This is a genomic window from Bradyrhizobium sp. 2TAF24, from assembly GCF_052115025.1.
In the GTDB taxonomy this organism is placed as follows: Bacteria; Pseudomonadota; Alphaproteobacteria; order Rhizobiales; family Xanthobacteraceae; genus Bradyrhizobium_A.
The window spans coordinates 18,496-36,110 of record NZ_JBFRFW010000026.1 but is presented as its reverse complement, the minus strand read 5'-3'; the positions used below and the strand labels follow the sequence as shown (position 1 = coordinate 36,110).

The 17,615-nt window shown below is 67.2% G+C and carries 19 protein-coding genes; 10 read left to right on the top strand and 9 right to left on the bottom strand.

The window, feature by feature from the left end:
• Positions 1-435: 435 nt before the first annotated feature.
• A complete protein-coding gene (locus AB4Z37_RS29360; protein WP_441520291.1) occupies positions 436-852 on the bottom strand; it encodes a DUF6163 family protein in 417 nt (138 codons plus the stop codon).
• 303 nt (positions 853-1,155) lie between these two features.
• Here AB4Z37_RS29360 and hemB point away from each other — a divergent pair, with 303 nt between their 5' ends.
• The 3 genes from hemB to AB4Z37_RS29345 all read left to right on the top strand — a co-directional run bounded on the left by hemB (position 1,156) and on the right by AB4Z37_RS29345 (position 4,073).
• The gene (hemB, locus tag AB4Z37_RS29355; protein WP_441520251.1) at positions 1,156-2,217 is read left to right on the top strand and encodes a porphobilinogen synthase; all 1,062 of its coding nucleotides are present in this window, start codon (positions 1,156-1,158) and stop codon (positions 2,215-2,217) included.
• Between the two features lie 156 nt (positions 2,218-2,373).
• Positions 2,374-2,991 (top strand): RDD family protein, encoded by a 618-nt coding sequence (locus tag AB4Z37_RS29350; RefSeq protein WP_441520250.1) that lies wholly within the window; start codon positions 2,374-2,376, stop codon positions 2,989-2,991.
• Positions 2,992-3,299: 308 nt separating this feature from the next.
• On the top strand, positions 3,300-4,073 hold the full coding sequence (locus tag AB4Z37_RS29345) for an arginyltransferase (protein WP_441520249.1): 774 nt from the start codon (positions 3,300-3,302) through the stop codon (positions 4,071-4,073).
• A 247-nt stretch (positions 4,074-4,320) separates the two neighbouring features.
• On the opposite strand, the gene AB4Z37_RS29340 is transcribed toward AB4Z37_RS29345, so the two are convergent.
• Positions 4,321-4,956 carry an FMN-dependent NADH-azoreductase gene (locus tag AB4Z37_RS29340; RefSeq protein ID WP_441520248.1) on the bottom strand — a complete coding sequence of 212 codons (636 nt, stop codon included), beginning with the start codon at positions 4,954-4,956 and terminating at the stop codon, positions 4,321-4,323.
• A 103-nt stretch (positions 4,957-5,059) separates the two neighbouring features.
• Here AB4Z37_RS29340 and AB4Z37_RS29335 point away from each other — a divergent pair, with 103 nt between their 5' ends.
• Both AB4Z37_RS29335 and AB4Z37_RS29330 read left to right on the top strand, forming a co-directional pair.
• Positions 5,060-5,476, top strand: coding sequence for a winged helix-turn-helix transcriptional regulator (locus AB4Z37_RS29335; protein ID WP_441520247.1), 417 nt, complete (start codon positions 5,060-5,062; stop codon positions 5,474-5,476).
• 43 nt (positions 5,477-5,519) lie between these two features.
• Entirely contained in the window at positions 5,520-5,951 is a 432-nt protein-coding gene (locus AB4Z37_RS29330) for a DUF1772 domain-containing protein (protein ID WP_441520246.1), read from the top strand.
• Here AB4Z37_RS29330 and AB4Z37_RS29325 read toward each other — a convergent pair.
• Positions 5,948-7,324, bottom strand: a complete 1,377-nt coding sequence (locus AB4Z37_RS29325) for an Nramp family divalent metal transporter (RefSeq protein WP_441520245.1) — start codon at positions 7,322-7,324, stop codon at positions 5,948-5,950. The genes AB4Z37_RS29330 and AB4Z37_RS29325 overlap by 4 nt on opposite strands.
• A gap of 157 nt (positions 7,325-7,481) precedes the next feature.
• On the opposite strand from AB4Z37_RS29325, the gene AB4Z37_RS29320 reads away from it, so the two are divergent.
• The 4 genes from AB4Z37_RS29320 to AB4Z37_RS29305 all read left to right on the top strand — a co-directional run bounded on the left by AB4Z37_RS29320 (position 7,482) and on the right by AB4Z37_RS29305 (position 10,601).
• Positions 7,482-8,729, top strand: coding sequence for an MFS transporter (locus AB4Z37_RS29320; RefSeq protein WP_441520244.1), 1,248 nt, complete (start codon positions 7,482-7,484; stop codon positions 8,727-8,729).
• 158 nt (positions 8,730-8,887) lie between these two features.
• Positions 8,888-9,508 (top strand): PadR family transcriptional regulator, encoded by a 621-nt coding sequence (locus AB4Z37_RS29315; protein WP_441520243.1) that lies wholly within the window; start codon positions 8,888-8,890, stop codon positions 9,506-9,508.
• A complete protein-coding gene (locus AB4Z37_RS29310) occupies positions 9,505-10,269 on the top strand; it encodes a class II aldolase/adducin family protein (RefSeq protein ID WP_441520242.1) in 765 nt (254 codons plus the stop codon). Before AB4Z37_RS29315 ends, AB4Z37_RS29310 begins: the two co-directional genes overlap by 4 nt.
• A 41-nt stretch (positions 10,270-10,310) precedes the next feature.
• Entirely contained in the window at positions 10,311-10,601 is a 291-nt protein-coding gene (locus AB4Z37_RS29305; RefSeq protein WP_441520241.1) for a DUF2798 domain-containing protein, read from the top strand.
• Between the two features lie 59 nt (positions 10,602-10,660).
• Here AB4Z37_RS29305 and tsaA read toward each other — a convergent pair whose 3' ends face one another.
• Complete coding sequence (gene tsaA / locus AB4Z37_RS29300) at positions 10,661-11,158, bottom strand: tRNA (N6-threonylcarbamoyladenosine(37)-N6)-methyltransferase TrmO (RefSeq protein ID WP_441520240.1); 498 nt, start codon at positions 11,156-11,158, stop codon at positions 10,661-10,663.
• Positions 11,159-11,314: 156 nt separating this feature from the next.
• Positions 11,315-13,597 carry a DNA topoisomerase IV subunit A gene (gene parC, locus AB4Z37_RS29295; RefSeq protein ID WP_441520239.1) on the bottom strand — a complete coding sequence of 761 codons (2,283 nt, stop codon included), beginning with the start codon at positions 13,595-13,597 and terminating at the stop codon, positions 11,315-11,317.
• 199 nt (positions 13,598-13,796) lie between these two features.
• On the opposite strand from parC, the gene AB4Z37_RS29290 reads away from it, so the two are divergent.
• Positions 13,797-14,093, top strand: a complete 297-nt coding sequence (locus AB4Z37_RS29290; protein ID WP_441520238.1) for a hypothetical protein — start codon at positions 13,797-13,799, stop codon at positions 14,091-14,093.
• 90 nt (positions 14,094-14,183) lie between these two features.
• On the opposite strand, the gene recO is transcribed toward AB4Z37_RS29290, so the two are convergent.
• From recO to lepB, 4 genes are read right to left on the bottom strand one after another with little or no spacing between them, the layout of a single operon-like run.
• Positions 14,184-14,939 (bottom strand): DNA repair protein RecO, encoded by a 756-nt coding sequence (recO, locus tag AB4Z37_RS29285; RefSeq protein WP_441520237.1) that lies wholly within the window; start codon positions 14,937-14,939, stop codon positions 14,184-14,186.
• Positions 14,940-14,954: 15 nt separating this feature from the next.
• Positions 14,955-15,887 (bottom strand): GTPase Era, encoded by a 933-nt coding sequence (era, locus tag AB4Z37_RS29280; RefSeq protein ID WP_441520236.1) that lies wholly within the window; start codon positions 15,885-15,887, stop codon positions 14,955-14,957.
• Positions 15,877-16,695, bottom strand: a complete 819-nt coding sequence (rnc, locus tag AB4Z37_RS29275; protein ID WP_441520235.1) for a ribonuclease III — start codon at positions 16,693-16,695, stop codon at positions 15,877-15,879. The genes era and rnc overlap by 11 nt, the downstream gene beginning before the upstream one ends.
• On the bottom strand, positions 16,692-17,450 hold the full coding sequence (gene lepB / locus AB4Z37_RS29270; protein WP_441520234.1) for a signal peptidase I: 759 nt from the start codon (positions 17,448-17,450) through the stop codon (positions 16,692-16,694). Before lepB ends, rnc begins: the two co-directional genes overlap by 4 nt.
• Between the last annotated feature and the right edge of the window lie 165 nt (positions 17,451-17,615).

Sequence of the window (17,615 nt, the reverse complement as noted above, 5' to 3'; positions counted from 1 at the left end):
AAACTTTTGTCTCGTCTGATAGCGCCAACGTAAGGGTCGCTTTTGAAGATCAGCTTAAACAACACCATAAAGAGATCATGAATTTGAGAGAGTGAATCGTCGATTAAGCCAGCAAAATCAGGGCGTTTTGTAATGATTGATTGAGCAAATGGAGGCCCTGTTCACGCTTCGTCGCGCGCGCTGTCGCGTTCCGGAACAGGACCGTTCAAATTCGAAAGATTGCGGTAAGACCTGTCCCCAGACCCGTTCAACGATCGATAACTATAGGTCGATGGGATTTTAAATGAACCGGTTCGGCGACGTCCGGCCGTCAACGGCCTGCGATCAACGACGTGATGAAAATACTGTGCGCCGCAGCGCGTTCAGTGTCATTTCGAGACAGCCCTCCAAAACAACGCGACGCGCTGCGAAAATGGCAGCGCCCTCGCCTGCGGGCTATGGCGGCCGCTCCATCGCGGCCATCCAGGCGAGCGCGAGATAGCCGAGCAGCAGCACGCCCTCGACGACGACGATCGCAATGCTGCCGCCATAGATGTTCTGAAACATCAGCTCGATCACCGCCATCGACACCACCGAGGTCAGCCACACCACCGCGCCCCACGGCGTCGCCAGCCACAGCCCGACCGCGGCCACGAGCTCGATGACGGCAAAATAGATGGTGGCCGTCTGCCACGGCAGCGTCTGGTTCTCGAACGCCTCGTCCTCGCCGCCGACGAAGCCAGTGACCTGCGCCCAGTGGTAGAGGCCCTTGGCGATGGCGAGCACCGCCATGACGCGCAGGAAGATCACCAGCCGCCGCGTCCAGGCGCCATCGCCGGATTCGCTGACGCCCGCCGTGATGGCTGACATCATCGGCGTCGCGTCGCGCGTGGCGCGATCTTGGCCGGTCGGATCGCTCATCAGGCTTGCCATTGACTTGCTATTAGCGTCTCGCATTGCCGGCCGCATCGGCCCCATGGACAATATGTCCATGGGAGCGACCATCGGCCCATCTATATCAACTGAAGACCGGTTCAGGAATTCCCCATGCGGGGCCTGGAACCCCCATCAACGGGATTCGGCGGCCCGCCCGTCTCGCCACGGCCCGCCCGGCGAATGCGGTGACGGCCGCGGCGCGGGATGCTAAGTCTGCAAAAGTTCAAGGGAGACCAGATCATGGCGATCAAGTTCGGACGGCCCATCGAGATGCGCGGCGAAGCGCGCCGGGAGACGGGCACCGCCGCACCGTCGCTCGACCTCACGATCCGGCCGCGCCGCAACCGCAAGGCCGAATGGGCTCGCCGCATGGTGCGGGAGAACGTGGTCACCACCGACGACCTGATCTGGCCGATGTTCGTCATCGACGGCGACAACAAGCGCCAGCCGGTGGCCTCGATGCCGGGTGTCGACCGCCTCAGCGTCGACCAGGTGGTGCGCGATGCCGAACGCGCCGCCAAGCTCGGTATCCCCTGCATCGCCCTGTTTCCGTTCACCGACCCGTCGCTGCGCGACGACACCGGCAGCGAGGCGCTCAACGCCGACAACCTGGTGTGCCGCGCCACCCGCGCCATCAAGACGGCATTCCCCGACATCGGCGTGCTCTGCGACGTCGCGCTCGATCCGTTCACCAGCCACGGCCATGACGGCCTGCTGCGCGACGGCGTGATCCTCAACGACGAGACCGTGGCGGTCCTGGTCAAGCAGGCGCTGGTGCAGGCCGAGGCCGGCTGCGACATCATCGCTCCCTCCGACATGATGGACGGCCGCGTCGCCGCGATTCGCGAGGCGCTCGACCATGCCGGGCTGCTCGACGTGCAGATCATGGCCTATGCCGCCAAGTACGCCTCGGCGTTCTACGGCCCGTTCCGTGACGCCATCGGCTCGTCGAAGACGCTGACCGGCGACAAGCGCACCTACCAGATGGACCCGGCCAATTCCGACGAGGCGCTGCGCGAGGTCGAGCTCGACATCGCCGAGGGCGCCGACATGGTGATGGTGAAGCCGGGCCTGCCCTACCTCGACATCGTGCGGCGGGTGAAGGACACCTTCGGCATGCCGACCTTCGCCTACCAGGTGTCCGGCGAATACGCGATGATCGCCGGCGCCGCCGCCAATGGCTGGATCGACGGCGACCGCGCGATGCTCGAGAGCCTCACCGCGTTCAAGCGCGCCGGCGCCGACGGCGTGCTGACCTACTTCGCACCGCAGATCGCGGCGATGCTGGCCGGCCATCGCTGACCGGCGCGGCGGCGCCGCATCTGACGACCATTTCGCCACAATGGCGCCGTAAAATCTGCGCGTCTTGTCGCAGGGAACTTGCCGGGGAGCCCCGTGTCTCCCTCTTGTGCCGGAAATGGCGCATCGCCATGTGTTGCGCCGTCGGAGGGATGAGCGATGTCGGATCAATCTCAGGGTAACGGCAACTGGCGCGCCGACGGCGCGCGGCAGGATTCGGCCTGGAATTCAAATCGGGATTCGAGACAGGATTCAACCTGGCGCAGCCCCGGCGGATTCGAGGCGCGGCCCCACGCCTATGACCCCGTCACGCAGCCGGAGCTGTTCCGCGGCGTGCTGTTGCGGCGCGTGTTCGCATTCCTGATCGACCTCGTCGTGCTCGCGATCCCGGTGGCGCTGGCCTACGTCTTCGTGGCCGTGTTCGGCCTGATCACGCTCGGCCTCGGCTGGGCGCTGTTCTGGCTGGTGTGGCCGGCCTCGGTGATCTGGGCGCTGGTCTATTACGGCAGCTCGCTCGGCGGCCCGCACTCGGCGACCGTCGGCATGCGGGCGATGGATCTGCAGCTGCGCACCTGGTACGGCGAGCCCGGCTATTTCGTACTCGGCGCCGTCCATGCCGTGCTGTTCTGGGTGTCGATCTCGGTGCTGAGCCCGCTGGTGCTGGTGGTCGGCCTGTTCAATGGCCGCAAGCGCCTGCTGCACGACATCGTGCTCGGCACCGTGGTCATCAACCGCTCGTCCTACGGCGTCGCCACCCGGCCGATGCGCACTGTCTGAGCGGTGACGCGAAACTTCCGTTGACCGTCAGCGGTCCGGCGGCGATCATGGGATCATGGCTTGGCGGGCCCCTGCGGCCCCGCCTTGGAAGCTTGGCGGGCCCCGCGGCCCGCCTTGGAAGCTTGGCGGGTCCCGCGGCCCGCCTTGGAAGYGAGGCCGTCCGTGGCCGGGCGTCAGGTCCGGGCCCCGGTTCCCAGACCGGAACCGGAACCGGCGGTTGCAGTATTGTCGAAGTAGAGCATTTTGTTCACGCGAATCGCGATCCACTTCGCTGGAAAAGTGCTCTCGGCGGAGGCTGACGAGATTCCGTGACGCAACACTCCCGCGACACCCCGCAGTTCTACCTGACGGCGCCCTCGCCGTGCCCCTACCTGCCGGGACGTCATGAGCGGAAAGTGTTCACCCACCTGGTGGGCGACAAGGCCGGCGACCTCAACGACCTCCTGACCCATGGCGGCTTTCGCCGCAGCCAGTCGATCGCCTATCGCCCGGCCTGCGACAACTGCCGGGCCTGCGTCTCGGTGCGGGTGATCGCCAATGAATTCCGCCCGTCCCGCAACTTCCGCAAGGTCCTGGCGCGCAACAGCGATATCGTTGGCGAGTTGCGGGCGGCGGCGCCGACGTCTGAGCAGTATTCGGTGTTCCGCGCCTATCTCGACGAGCGCCATCGCCATGGCGGCATGGCCGACATGACGGTGCTCGACTACGCGATGATGGTGGAGGACACCCATGTCCAGACCCGGCTGATCGAGTACCGCACCCGCGGCCCCGACAGCGGCATCACCGGCCGCGGCGAGCGCCTGATCGCGGTGGCGCTGACCGACATCCTCAGCGACGGGCTGTCGATGGTCTACTCGTTCTTCGAGCCGACCGAGCACGACCGCTCGCTCGGCACCTACATGATCCTCGACCACATCTCCCGGGCGCGGCGGATGGGGCTGCCTTATGTCTACCTCGGCTACTGGATCGAAGGCTCCAAGAAGATGGACTACAAGGGCCGCTTCCTGCCGCAGCAGCGCCTCGCCCCCAGCGGCTGGCTGCGCATCGATGCCGGCGGCGGCGCGGCGGAGCCGCAGGACTGAGCGTGCCGACGGTCGAACGCCGCCTCGCCGACCCCGCTCTGCTGGCCTGTCCAAAGCACCTGCACTTTGACCCTCTCCGCGTCATCACCGGGCGGCGCGCCAGCGCCGAGACCCGGTGATCCAGCTTTAACGGTCGTGCCATAAGGCAAGGAGGCTGGATTGCCGGGTCAAGCCCGGCAACGACGCATCATGAACGGTCATTTCATCATAAAAATCAGCAATCTACAGGAACTTCCTGAGATATCGCTCACGCCACCTGCGGCAGCGCCTGAAGGCGGCTGGCGGTGTCCAGCGCGCCGGCGAGGGCCTTCGCGCGATGCTCCGGGCTGACCTGGATCCCCTCCGCGACGATGATCTCCGGCGCGGTGATGCCGATGAAGCCGAACACCCAGCGCAGGTAGGTGTCGAGGTGTTCGCCCGCCGCCATCGGCGTGTCGGCCCCATAGAAGCCGCCGCGCGAGACCGCGACGATCACCCGCTTGCCGCCCGCCAGGCCCTCCACGCCGGTCGCCGAATAACGAAACGTCTTGCCGGCGACCAGGATGCGGTCGATCCAGGCCTTGAGCTGGCTTGGGATCGTGAAGTTGTACATCGGCGCGCCGATCACCACGATGTCGGCCGCCAGGAACTCGTCCAGCACCGCCTGGCCCTCGGCCAGATCCCGCGCCAGCGCCTCGGTCTCGACGGCGGCACCGTGGGCCGCGGCGAGATGGACTGCCGACAGATGGGACGGCGGCGCGCTGCCGATGTCGCGGTAGGTCACCGCGAGGTCCGGATGGGTCGCCCGCAGCCGGTCCACCACCGCCGCGGACAGCTGCCGCGACACCGAATGGCCGCCCAGAATGCTGGCGTCGATGTGCAGCAGTTTCGTGGTCTCGCTCATTAGTCACCTTTTGAGTTTTGGTATAATTTTGTGCCCTGGACTATATGAGTGACTGTGCTTACTTCCCGCAAGAAGGCACATTTTCTGAACCTGGGAACAGCCCTTGACCTCGCGCACAGCCACGAAACCCACGCACACCGATGTGACCGCCCCTGAGCTTCCCCACCGGATCGAGGATTGCCGGGCGGTCGGCACGGTCCTCGCCCGGGTCGGCGACAAGTGGAGCGTGCTGGTGATCATGCTGCTGCAGGGCGGCCCGCGACGCTTCAACGAGCTCAAGCGCACCGTCGACGGCATCTCGCAGCGGATGCTGACGCTGACGCTGCGCGGCCTCGAGCGCGATGGCCTCGTGACCAGGACCATTTACCCGACCATTCCGCCGCGGGTGGACTATGCCCTTACCGACCTAGGCCGTTCGCTGGCCGAGCCGGTCAAGGCACTCGGCGAATGGGCGTTCGACAACATGACCGACATCGAGCAGGCACGGCAGGCCTTCGACACCCGCAGCAAGAGCGACTGACACGACGACGGCGCCGCGCACACCGCTTCACGGAGGACGCATCATGCTGGCTGGATACCTCGCGCTGACCACCGCCGCCGCCTTCGCCGGCGCCGCGTTCTACATCAACGTCGCCGAGCAGCCGGCCCGCCTCCGGCTGGACGACCGGGCCTTGCTGGCCGAATGGAAGCCGAGCTACGCCCGCGGGCTCGCCATGCAGGCGAGCCTTGCGATCATCTCCGGCCTGCTGGCGCTCGCCGCGTGGTGGGTCGAGGGCGACGCCCGCTGGGCGCTCGGCGCCGTGCTGATGCTCGCCAACTGGCCGTGGACCCTGTTCGCCATGCTGCCCACCAACAATCGCCTGAAAGCCATCCCCGAGACCGAGGCCGGCGCGGCCTCCCGCGCCCTCATCGCGTCCTGGGGACGGCTGCACGCGGTGCGCACCGCGCTCGGCGTTGCCGCTGTCATCGCCGACCTGTGGGTGCTCGCAAGCTAGCCGCCGGTCACGAAGTCGAACACCAGCTTGGCGTTGAGCACGATGATGATGGCGGCGATCAGCGTTGCGGCCGCGGTCAGCCAGCGCGGCGCGACGAACACGCCCATCTTGGCGCGGCTCGCGGTGAACATCACCAGCGGCACGATGGCGAACGGCAGCTGCAGGCTCAGCACCACCTGACTGAGGATCAGGAGCTGCGCGGTGCCCTTCTCGCCATACCACAGCGTGACCAGCGCCGCCGGCACGATGGCAATCATGCGGGTGATCATCCGCCGCAGCCAGGGCGCGACCTTGATGTGGATGAAGCCCTCCATCACGATCTGGCCGGACAGCGTCGCGGTCACCGTCGAGTTGAGGCCGCAGCACAAGAGCGCGATGCCGAACAGCGACGGCGCCAGCGTCGACCCCAGCAGCGGCGACAGGAAGGCATGCGCCTGGTCAAGCTCGGCGACGTCGGTCCTGCCCGCCTTGTGGAAGGTCGCTGCCGCGAGGATCAGGATCGAGGCATTGATGGTCAGCGCAAGGCACAGCGCGACGGTGGAATCGATGGTCGAGAGCCTGATCGCCTCGCGCTTCTCCGCCTCGCTCTGGCCATAGCCGCGGGTCTGCACCAGGCCCGAATGCAGGTAGAGATTGTGCGGCATCACCGTGGCGCCGAGGATGCCAAGCGCGAGATACAGCATGTCGCGGTTGGAGACGATCTCGATGGTCGGCGCGAAGCCGCGGATCACCGCGCCCCAGTCCGGATCGGCCATGGCGATCTGCACCGCAAAGCATGCGGCGATGACGCCGAGCAGCGCGACCACGAACGCCTCGACATAGCGGAAGCCGAGCGCCTGCAGGGTGAGGATCACGAACACGTCCGCCGCGGTGATCAGCACGCCGATCTCGAGGGGAATGCCGAACAGCAGGTTGAGGCCGATAGCGGTGCCGATGATCTCGGCGAGATCGGTGGCGCCGATCGCGATCTCGGCGAACAGCCACAGCGGCCAGGCCACCCAGGACGGATAGGCGTCACGGCAGGCCTGCGCGAGGTCGCGCCCCGAGCCGACGCCGAGCCGCGTGCACAGTGCCTGCAGCACGATGGCCATGATGTTGGAGATCAGCGCGACCGCGAGCAGCGCATAGCCGAACTTCGAGCCGCCGGCGAGCGAGGTCGCCCAGTTGCCCGGATCCATGTAGCCGACGGCCACGAGATAACCGGGGCCAAGGAAGGCCAGCAGCTTGCGCCAGAACGAGCCGCCCTTCGCCACCCGCACCGAGCCGAACACGTTGGCGAGCGACGGCTCACCCCGCGCGGCACGCCAGCCGCCCGCTTGCTCCGGACCGCTCGCCGACGGCACCGGCGCAGGAAAAGGTGTTTTCGCATCCATGCTCGGAGAACAGCATAGGCCGAAACTAATTGCAACTAATTTGCAACTGCATCTAGCTCGCCACCCGTTTTCCGTCGCCGTTCGTCCGGAAACGGGTGGGTCGCCCCCCGGTGCGAGGCCTAAGCCTGGACCAGTTCCCCCCGCAGGACCTGGAATCATGCCCAAGCCATCACTACCTCCCGCCTTCAACCGCCTCGCCTGGTCGAACCTCGCCGCCCAGTCCGCCGAGCAGATTGCGCTCGCCGCTGCGCCCATCGTCGCCGTGCTGCTGCTCGGCGTCAGCGAAGGCGAGACCGGCGTGCTGCAGACCGCGCTCACCCTGCCCTTCGTGCTGTTTGCGATCCCCGCTGGCCTGCTCGCCGACCGCATGTCACGGCGCTGGCTGATGGCCGGCGCCGAGGCGCTGCGCGCCGCCGCGCTGGTCGTCATCCTCGCATTGATCGCCACTCGCTCGCTCAGCATGCCGCTGCTCGCGCTGTTCGGCTTCGTCTCGGTGTGCGGCACCGTGGTCTACAGCGTCGCTGCGCCGGCGCTGGTGCCGGCCCTCGTCGGCGCGGACGCGCTCGCCGCCGCCAACGCCCGCATCGAGCTCGCGCGCACCGTGGCATTCGCCGCCGGTCCCGCGCTCGGCGGCGCGCTGGTCGGCTTTGTCGGCGCCGCGCCGGCGTTCGGAGTCGCCGCCGCGCTGTCGGCGATTGCGGTGGTGACGCTGTCGGGCGTCGCCGAGCCGGCGCGACCGCCGGCCGCACAACGCCATCCGCTGCAGGACATCCGCGAAGGTGCGGCGTTCGTGTTCACCCACACGCTGCTGCGGCCGGTGTTCATCACCCAGTTCATCTTCAACAGCTCGTCGTTCCTGGTGCTGGCGGTGTTCGTGCCCTACGCGGTGCGGCACCTGCAGCTCTCCGCGTCCGGCGTCGGCGTCACGCTCGGCATGTACGGCGTCGGCATGATCATTGGCGCGCTCCTGGCGACACGCATCCTCGCGCGCCTGTCGTTCGGCACGGTGATCGCGCTCGGCCCTGTCTCCGGCTTTCTCGCCGCCGCGATCCTGGCGCTGACCATTGTCGTGCCGCTGGCGCCGGTCGCCTGGCTCGGCTTCTTCCTTCTCGGCGCTGGCCCGATCCTGTGGGTGATCAGCACCACGACGCTGCGCCAGGCGGTGACGCCCGCACGCCTGCTCGGCCGCGTCTCGGCGATCAACATCATGAGCTGGGGCGCACGCCCGCTCGGCGCAGCGATCGGCGCAATCGTCGGTGCCGTCTATGGCGCCGAAGCGTGCCTGTGCCTCGCCGTCGCCGGCTTCGGCCTGCAGGCGCTGGTCATCCTGCTGTCCCCTGCCGTCGGCCTGCTCCGCCAGCCGGCGATGGTGGATGCGGGCGAGGCGGCCGCCGGACGGCCGTAAGCGGCCGGCCGCATCCCCTTGCGCACGCACTAACCAGCGGATCCCGCTGCGATTTCCCCGTTTCCAACTGGCCCCCGCGTGCAGCGGCTCGCGGGGGCCTTGACTTTTGTGCTATCTAGATCATATTTCGATATATCTAAATTATAGCGAGAAGACACATGAGACATCGATTTGGCGGCCGGCATCGGCACGAAGGCTTTCACGAGGACGCGGAGCACGGACATCGCCGGCACGGACGGCACCACCGCGGCGAGGAACACGACGGCGGCTTCGGCCGTGGCGAACATGGTTTTGGCCGTGGACGCGGCCGGCGTGGCGGACGGTTGTTCGGCCATGGCGAGCTTCGCTTCCTGATCCTGCACCTGATCGCCGAGCGTCCGCGCCACGGCTACGAGGTGATCAAGGACATCGAGGAGACCCTCGGCGGCGCCTACAGCCCGAGCCCGGGCGTGGTCTATCCGACCCTCACCCTGCTCCAGGAAATGGGCCTCGCCACGGTCACCGCCCCGGACGGCCCGCGCAAGCTCTACGAGATCACCGACGCCGGGCGCGCCTATCTCGAAGAGAACAAGACCATCGTCGACGAGGTGCTGGCCCGCCTCAAGGCGGCAAGCGCCGCGGAACGGCCCGGACCCGCGCCACAGCTCGTCCGCGCCATGGAGAACCTGCGGCTCGCGCTGCAACTGCGCCAGTCGCGGGGACCGCTGACACCCGAACAGGTCCGCGCCATCGCCGCCGCGCTCGACGCCGCCGCGGTCGCGATCGAGGACGTGAAATGACTGACAGCGCGGCAGCCGGCGCACCACCGATCGCGGACGCCCTCGCCCGCGACCTGCTTCAACTCGCCAGCGGCTGCCGCATCCTGCACCAGCAGGGCCACGCCGACATGCCCCTCGGCCATCTGTCGCTGCGCGATCCCGATGGCCGCGGCGTGTGGCTGAAGCGCTCGGGCATCGGCCTCGGCGAGGTGCGAGATCCCAGCGACTTCGTGCTGATCGACTTCGACGGTCGACGCCTCGCCGGCGACGGCCGTCTCCACAAGGAATGGCCGCTGCACACAGAGATCCTGCGCGCAAGGCCGGACATCAGTGTCGTCGGCCACAGCCATCCCTTCCACGCCACTGCGTTTTCCGCGCTCGACGTCGAGCTCCGCGCCGTCACCAACGAGGCGGTCTATCTCGGTCCGCGCGTTCCGCGCTTCAACGACACCACCGGCCTCATCGACACCCCGCAGCTCGGCGCCGCGCTCGCGCATACGCTTGGCGACGCATCGTCGGTGCTGATGCGCAACCACGGCATCGCCTTCGTCGGCCGCTCCATCGCGGCCTGCACGCTGACCGGCGTGTTCCTGGAGCGCGCCTGCCGCTCACAACTCGCCCTGCTGGCCACCGGACTTCCCTACGCCGCGACACCGGCGGCCGAGATCGCCGCCAAGCAGGCGCAGATCCTCGACGACACGCTGCTCGCGACATTCTGGGCGTTCTACAGGCGTGGCCTGGCTCATCCCATCAACATTACTCAACACCACACAGACCCATGAACACTCTTTCGACCCACCTTCCGCCCACGGGCTCCGTGCCCGTGGCCATCGATACCACGCGCCTCGCGCCGTCGGCCTTCGACCCCGCCAACCTGCCGCGCCGCTACGCCACCATCGTTGCCGCGGTGCTGCTGTCCCTCATCATGTCGCTGGTGACCGCGGCCGTCTCGACCACCGTCGGCTTCGGCCTGCGCGAGGGTTATCTGCTGCGCTGGCTGGTCGCATGGATCATGTCCTGGATGATCGCGCTGCCGGTGCTGTGCGCCGCCCTGCCGATGATCCGGCGGATCATCATCCGCCTCGAGCCGGACGCCTACGCCCACCGGTCCTGACACCACCGCGCCGCGACGCCCGCGCGCATCTCGTGTTCACGGTGTCGAATGCCGCCGTGTCAATGGTCGCCGACCTCGAAATCACCGGGCTGTGGCGGAGCGATCGGCGTGAACGCGCAACGGTCCGGCTTGAGATCGACGAGCGGCGTGCCGTCGAGACAATCGAGGCCACGCACCAGCACGGTCGATCCCTCGATGCCGACGAGCTTGGCGATCGACGTGCCCAGCGGATTGGGCCGCACCGGCGAGCGCAGCGAAAACGTGCCACGGGTCGTCTTGTCGCTCGCCGGGCTCTGCAGCACGAGATCCCGGCGCGATTGATGCAGCCAGTAGATCACCTCGACCTCCCCGTAGAGATCAAGCCCTTTCAGCGCCGGCACCCACGGATCGAAGATCTCGATGCGGCACACCGGCCCGTCCTGGCGGCCCTGCCGCGGCGTCTCCAGTCGCGAGTTCCAGGGCGTACGAATGCGGCCGATAAAAATCAGGCCGGCATCGGTCGGCGGCGGCAACTCCACCACCACCTCGCCCTCGCGGATTTCGTTCTCGCGGACCATCGCGATGTCCTTCCCGTCATTCCAGATGGGAAATCTAGCGCCGCCTGCCCGTCGCACGCAAATCAGTGTGTCGCATCTCGATCGCTCGCCTCTCAAAACGCACATGCCCGGCGCAAGGCCGGGCATGAAGGGATGCGATGATGTAACGGGCGGCCGTCAGGACGCCGGCTCGGGCGGTGGCGGCGGCTCGATGGTCTTGCCGAACTTGTTGGACTTCGGAAAGCCCTTCGGCGGCAGGCGGCCGGCATCGGAACGGGCGCCGCGCCAGTCGGCGAGCTCCCTGGCGCTGACGCTGAACTCGCGACCAGCGGAGTCCTTCCAGGTCAGGCCTTGCTTGAGATTGAAGGTGACGACATCGGACAGGCCGCCATCCTTGTAGCGCTGCAGCCGCACGCCGCGGCCACGCGCCATCTCCGGCACCTGGTCGAGCGGGAACACCAGCATCTTGCGGTTGTCGCCGATCACCGCGACGGTGTCGCCGTCGACCGTCGTCAAGGCGCGCGCCTCGTTCGGCGGCGTGACGTTCAGCACCTGCTTGCCCTTGCGAGTGTTGCCGAGGCAGTCGTCCTCGTTGACGATGAAGCCCTGGCCGTCATGGCCCGCGACCAGGAACTTGCGCCCGCCGGAGGAGACGAACAGCGACACGATGGACGCGTCCTGCTCCATGTCGATGAACATGCGGATCGGGTCGCCATGGCCGCGGCCGCCGGGCAGCTTGGCGGCGTCGAGCGTGTAGAAGCGGCCGTTGGTGGCGAACAGCAGCAGCTTCGAGGTGGTCTCGGCGAAGAACGCATAGCCAAGGCGGTCGTCGGTCTTGAACGTCAGGTTGGAGAGATCGGCGACCTGCCCCTTCAGCGTGCGGACCCAGCCCTTGTCAGACACCACCACCGTGATCGGCTCACGCTCGACCAGCGCCTCTTCCATCGCGGCGAGGTCGTGCTCCGGCGCATCCGCGAACGTCGTGCGGCGCTTGCCGAGCGGCGTCTTCGGGCCGAACATGTCGCGCACGGTGCGCACCTGCTCGCCGACCTTGGCCCACTGCTTGGCCTCCGAGGCGAGGATGCCCTCGATGCCCTTGAGCTCGGTGCGCAGGTCCTTGTCCTCGCGGCGGATCTCCATCTCCTCGAGCTTGCGCAGCGAGCGCAGGCGCATGTTGAGGATGGCCTCGGCCTGGATCTCAGTGAGCGAGAAAGCCTTCATCAGCACGGGCTTCGGCTCGTCCTCGGTGCGGATGATCTTGATGACCTTGTCGAGGTTGAGATAGGCGATCAGGTAGCCGCCGAGCACCTCGAGGCGATGCTCGATCTGCTGCTTGCGGTAGTTGGAGCGGCGCAGCAGCACGTCGCGCAGATGGTCGAGCCACTCGCGCAGCGCTTCCGCAAGGCCCAGCACCTTGGGGATGCGGCCCTTCACCAGCACGTTGAGATTGAGCGGAATGCGGCTTTCGAGCTCGGTGAGCTTGAACAGCGATTCCATCAGCAGCGCCGGATCGACCGCCCGCGTCTTCGGCTCGATGACGATGCGGACGTCCTCGGCGGACTCGTCGCGAATGTCGCCGACCAGCGGCAGCTTGCGGTCGTTGAGCAGCTCGGCGATCTTCTCGATCAGGCGCGACTTCTGCACCAGCCACGGAATTTCCGTGACCACCACCGTCCAGGTGCCGCGGGCGCCCTCTTCCTGGTGCCACTTGGCGCGGGTGCGGAACGAGCCGCGGCCAGTGGTATAGGCCTCCGCAATGCTGTCCTTGGAATCGATGATGATGCCGCCGGTCGGGAAGTCCGGGCCCTTGATCCAGCGCAGCAGCGCCTTGGACTTGGCGTCCGGCTTCTCGATGAGATGCAGCGCGGCGTCGCAGAGCTCGGCGGCATTGTGCGGCGGGATCGCAGTGGCCATGCCGACCGCGATGCCCTGCGCGCCGTTGGCGAGCAGGTTCGGGAAGCCGCCGGGCAGCACCGCCGGCTCCTTCGCCTGGCCGTCGTAGTTCGGGCGAAACTCGACCGCGTCCTCGTCGATGCCCTCGAGCAGCAGGCGCGCGACGTCGGTCATGCGCGCTTCGGTGTAACGGTAGGCGGCGGGGTTGTCGCCGTCGATATTGCCGAAGTTGCCCTGGCCGTCGACCAGCGGGTAGCGCGCGGCGAAATCCTGGGCGAGACGCACCAGCGCGTCGTAGATCGACTGGTCGCCATGGGGATGGAAACTGCCCATGACGTCGCCGACGATCTTGGCGGACTTCTTGAAGGTCGCGCCCGGATCGAGGCGCAGCAGCCGCATGCCATAGAGGATGCGGCGATGGACGGGCTTCAGGCCGTCACGGGCGTCCGGCAGCGCCCGGTGCATGATGGTCGACAGCGCATACGCCAGGTAGCGCTCTTCCAGCGCCTCGCGCAGGGCGACGTCTTCGACCGGGGCCGGTTCAGGCGGAATCACTCTTTTTCCCATGGGACGGGGTTAACCGCTGCGTCGTCAATGAACAAGAAATGAATTTTTCAGACATCCGCTGTTCTGGTTGGCCGTGCCATAAAATCGGCTTGCTCGCAGCATTACGGAACCGTCAGTGTCAGACATCCCGGTTCCGGGCTATTGTCGACCAGCCCGACGGCGTCCCCCCGGCGGGCGGCTGGATCAGGAGGAGGAAAAGATGCGTCGTTTCATGTTTGCCGCCGCAGCCGTCGCGGCACTGGCGGGCGCCGGGCTGATGGCCGGCAGCCGCGCCGAAGCCATGCCGCTGAACAGCGGTCTCGCCGCTCCGGCGGCGACGGAGCAGGTCTATCTGCGTTGCACCCGGGTGTGGAACGGCTGGAACTGGGTCCGTCGCTGCGTCGATGTGGTCCCGGGCTATGGCTATGGCCCGGGCTATGGTGGTGGGTATTACGGCCCAGGCTACGGCTACTATGGCGGCTGGCGTCCCCGCCCGCGCTACTACGGCTACTACTGAGCCGACCCGGCATTTCCCGGCCCGCATCCAGCAGGCCGGCGCGCGCCCTCAGGCCGGCCGTTGCCGGCCTGTTGTCTAATGAGACCGTCCTCAAGCGCCGCCGGAGGCCAGCCGCGCGCGGCCGCGCATGACCGCGGCGATAAAGCCCTCGCGCGCGTCGGAGTGCCCCTGGCCGCGCGGCTCCAGCACATGGCGCAGCAGGAACAGGCCGGTCAGCTTGAAGCCATCCAGCAGATCGGCGTCAGACCAGCCGACCTCCACAGTTGCATCCTCACGCAGGAACGCCGGCAGCCGCAGCAGCCGATCACGCCAGGGGTCGCCCGCCTGCCGTGACACCGCATTGCCGGACTTCGGCGACACATAGATCAGGTCGTGGGTGACGCCGGTCGCGGCGCAGTTGCCAAGATCAAGGCCGAAGCCGAGCTCGGTCAGCATCGCAAGCTCGAACCGCACGGTGTGCACGCCGGCATGGCCCGCCTCCTCGAAGTCATCGAGGATCGCCTCCAGCATCTCGTAGATGTCCTCGTGCGGATCGCGCTCCGGCAGCAGCCGGGCGACCGCGGCGAGATGAGTGATGCCGTAGGCCGCGTGCGACGCCGCCAGCATGGTGGCCGCGCGGAGCTGGATGCCGTCGAGCTGATAGTAGCCGAGATGCTCGTCGAGCCGTGCGCGCCAGATCGCGCTGACTGTATTGCCGGGCTGCAGCACCGGGCGCATCCGTGCGCCGGCACCGCCGCGCACGAGACCGAGATGGCGACCGTGCGAGCGCGTCAGCAGCTCGACGACGGCGTTGGCCTCACCGTGCCGGCGCACGCCCAGAACGATGCCTTCATCGGTCCATTCCATGCGGCCAGCAAACGCTCATTCCTTGGGGAATTCCAGCCCCATCTCGCGATAGCGCTCGGGATCGTCGCCCCAGCCGTCGCGCACCTTGACGAACAGGAACAGGTGCACCGGCTGGCCGACGATCTCGGAAATCTCCTTGCGCGCCTCGGCACCGATCGCCTTGATGGTCGCGCCGCCCTTGCCGAGCACGATCTTGCGCTGGCTCTCGCGCTCGACATAGATCGTCTGCTCGATCCGCACCGCCCCCTTTCGCTCGGTCCAGGTCTCGGTCTCGACCGTGGACTGGTACGGCAGCTCCTGGTGCAGGTTGCGGTAGATCTTCTCGCGGGTGATTTCCGCCGCCAGATGCCGCATCGGCGCATCCGACATCTGGTCCTCGGGATAGTGGAACGGCCCCGCCGGCACCGCGGCCGCGAGCGCCCGCCGCAGGTCGTCGACGCCATCGCCGGACAGCGCCGACACCATGAAGGTCTGCTCGAACGCCAAGCGCTCGTTGGCCGCCTGCGCCAGCGCCAGCAGCTTGTCGCGCGCGACGATATCGACCTTGTTGATCACCAGAATCTTGGGATGGCCGACGCTGTCGAGCTTCTTGAAAATGGCGTCGGCCTCCTCGTCGAGGCCGGCGCGAGCGTCGAGCAGCGCGCAGACGAGATCGGCGTCATGCGCCCCGCTCCATGCGGTCGAAACCATGGCACGATCGAGCCGGCGACGCGGCGCGAAGATGCCGGGCGTGTCGACCAGGATGATCTGCGAACGGTCCTCGACCACGATGCCGCGGATCAGCGCGCGCGTCGTCTGCACCTTGCGCGACACGATCGTCACCTTGGAGCCGACCAGCGCGTTGACCAGCGTCGACTTGCCGACGTTCGGGGCTCCGATCAACGCGACGAAGCCGCAGCGGGTCTCGCCGCCCGCGCCATTGTCCTCGCCGGTCGGATCAGCCGTCATTGTTGCCACTCGGCACGCCTTCTCGTTTGAGCATCGCCAGCGCCGCCACCTTCTCGGCGGCGCGCTTGCTGCCGCCGATGCCTTCGGCGGGCGCGAGCCCGGGCAGTTCGACGGCAACGCGGAATTGCGGATCATGATGGGGACCGGTGCGCTCGACCTCGCGGTAGAGCGGCGTCGGCAGCCCCTGCCCCTGCGCCCACTCCTGCAGCACCGTCTTGGCGTCGCGCAGCGGCCGCAGCGGCTTGCGCATGCGCTCGGTCCAGTTGGTCTCGACGAACTGCGCCGCGGCGGCATACCCGCCGTCGAGGAAGACCGCGCCGATCACCGCCTCGCAGATGTCGCCGAGCACGGACTTGCGCAAGCGCTCGCCGACGCCGGCGCCGACGGTGCCGAGCTTGATCGCCTCGTGCAGTCCGAGCCCCTTGGCGACGTCGGCGCAGGTCTCCTTGCGCACGAGATCGGCGAGGCGCTTGGACAGCTCGCCCTCGTCGGCCTTCGGAAACGCCCGGTACAGCATGTCGGACACGATCAGGCCGAGCACGTGGTCGCCGAGGAATTCGAGACGCTGATAGCTCTCGGTGCGGTTGCGTGCCGACTTCAGCGCCGAGACATGGGTGAAGGCGGTCGCAAGCAGCGCCGGATCGGCAAAGGCATGGCCGATGCGCTCCTCGATCGCCTTGGCGGCGACCTTGGCGCTGACACGACGGCGCGGCTTCTTGGCCGGCGCCGCCGCCGGCTTGTCGTTGCTCAGGCCAGCAGGATCGTCGACATCGGCGGCAGGCGGAATGAGCGGGGTATCGTCACTCATCGCACGATGTGGAAGATGCGATTCCAGCGCACCGCGAACGGCCAGCGCCAGATCTGCCAGGCCTGCTCGCCTTCCGCGATCGAGAAGAAGATCATCTGCGCGCGGCCGATGAGGTTCTCCTGCGGCACGTAGCCGACCGCGGACAGCACGCGGCTGTCGGTGGAATTGTCGCGGTTGTCGCCCATCATGAAGAAATGGCCGGGCGGCACCGTGTAGACGTTGGTGTTGTCGTAGAAGCCGTTGTCGACGCAGTCGAGGGTCTCGTAGCTGACGCCGTTCGGCAGCGTCTCCTTCCAGCGCTTGACCTTGGCGGTGACGTCGGAGCCGCAGGGGTCCTCGCCGACGAAGTCCGACAGGCGCTCGCGCTGCACCGGCTTGTCGTTGATGTGGAGCAGGCCGTCCTTCATCTGGATTCGGTCGCCCGGCAGGCCGATGACACGCTTGATGTAGTCGGTGGTGTCGTCCTTGGGCAGGCGGAAGACGACGATGTCGCCGCGATCCGGATTGGAGCCGAAGATGCGGCCGGAAAACAGCGGCGGCGACAGCGGGATCGAATAGTGGCTGTAGCCGTAGGAGTATTTCGAGACGAACAGGTAGTCGCCGACCAGCAGCGTCGCCTTCATCGAGCCCGACGGGATGTTGAAGGGCTGGAACAGGAAGGTGCGGATCACCAGCGCGATGATCAGTGCATGAATGACGACTTTGACGGTCTCGCCAACGCCGCCTTCGCTCTTGGTCCCGGATGTCACGCTCATCGCCGCTCTTGTTCCTGTGGGAGCCGACAACGGCCCGCTCTGGTGTCCTGCGCCTGCGCCCACCCGGCCATGCCTGCGACGTCCGACAGCGTCGCAACCTCACCAGATCAATTTGTGTACCCTGTGGCGGGTTCGGAAATGCCCCTCCCGGCGGAACCAGGACGC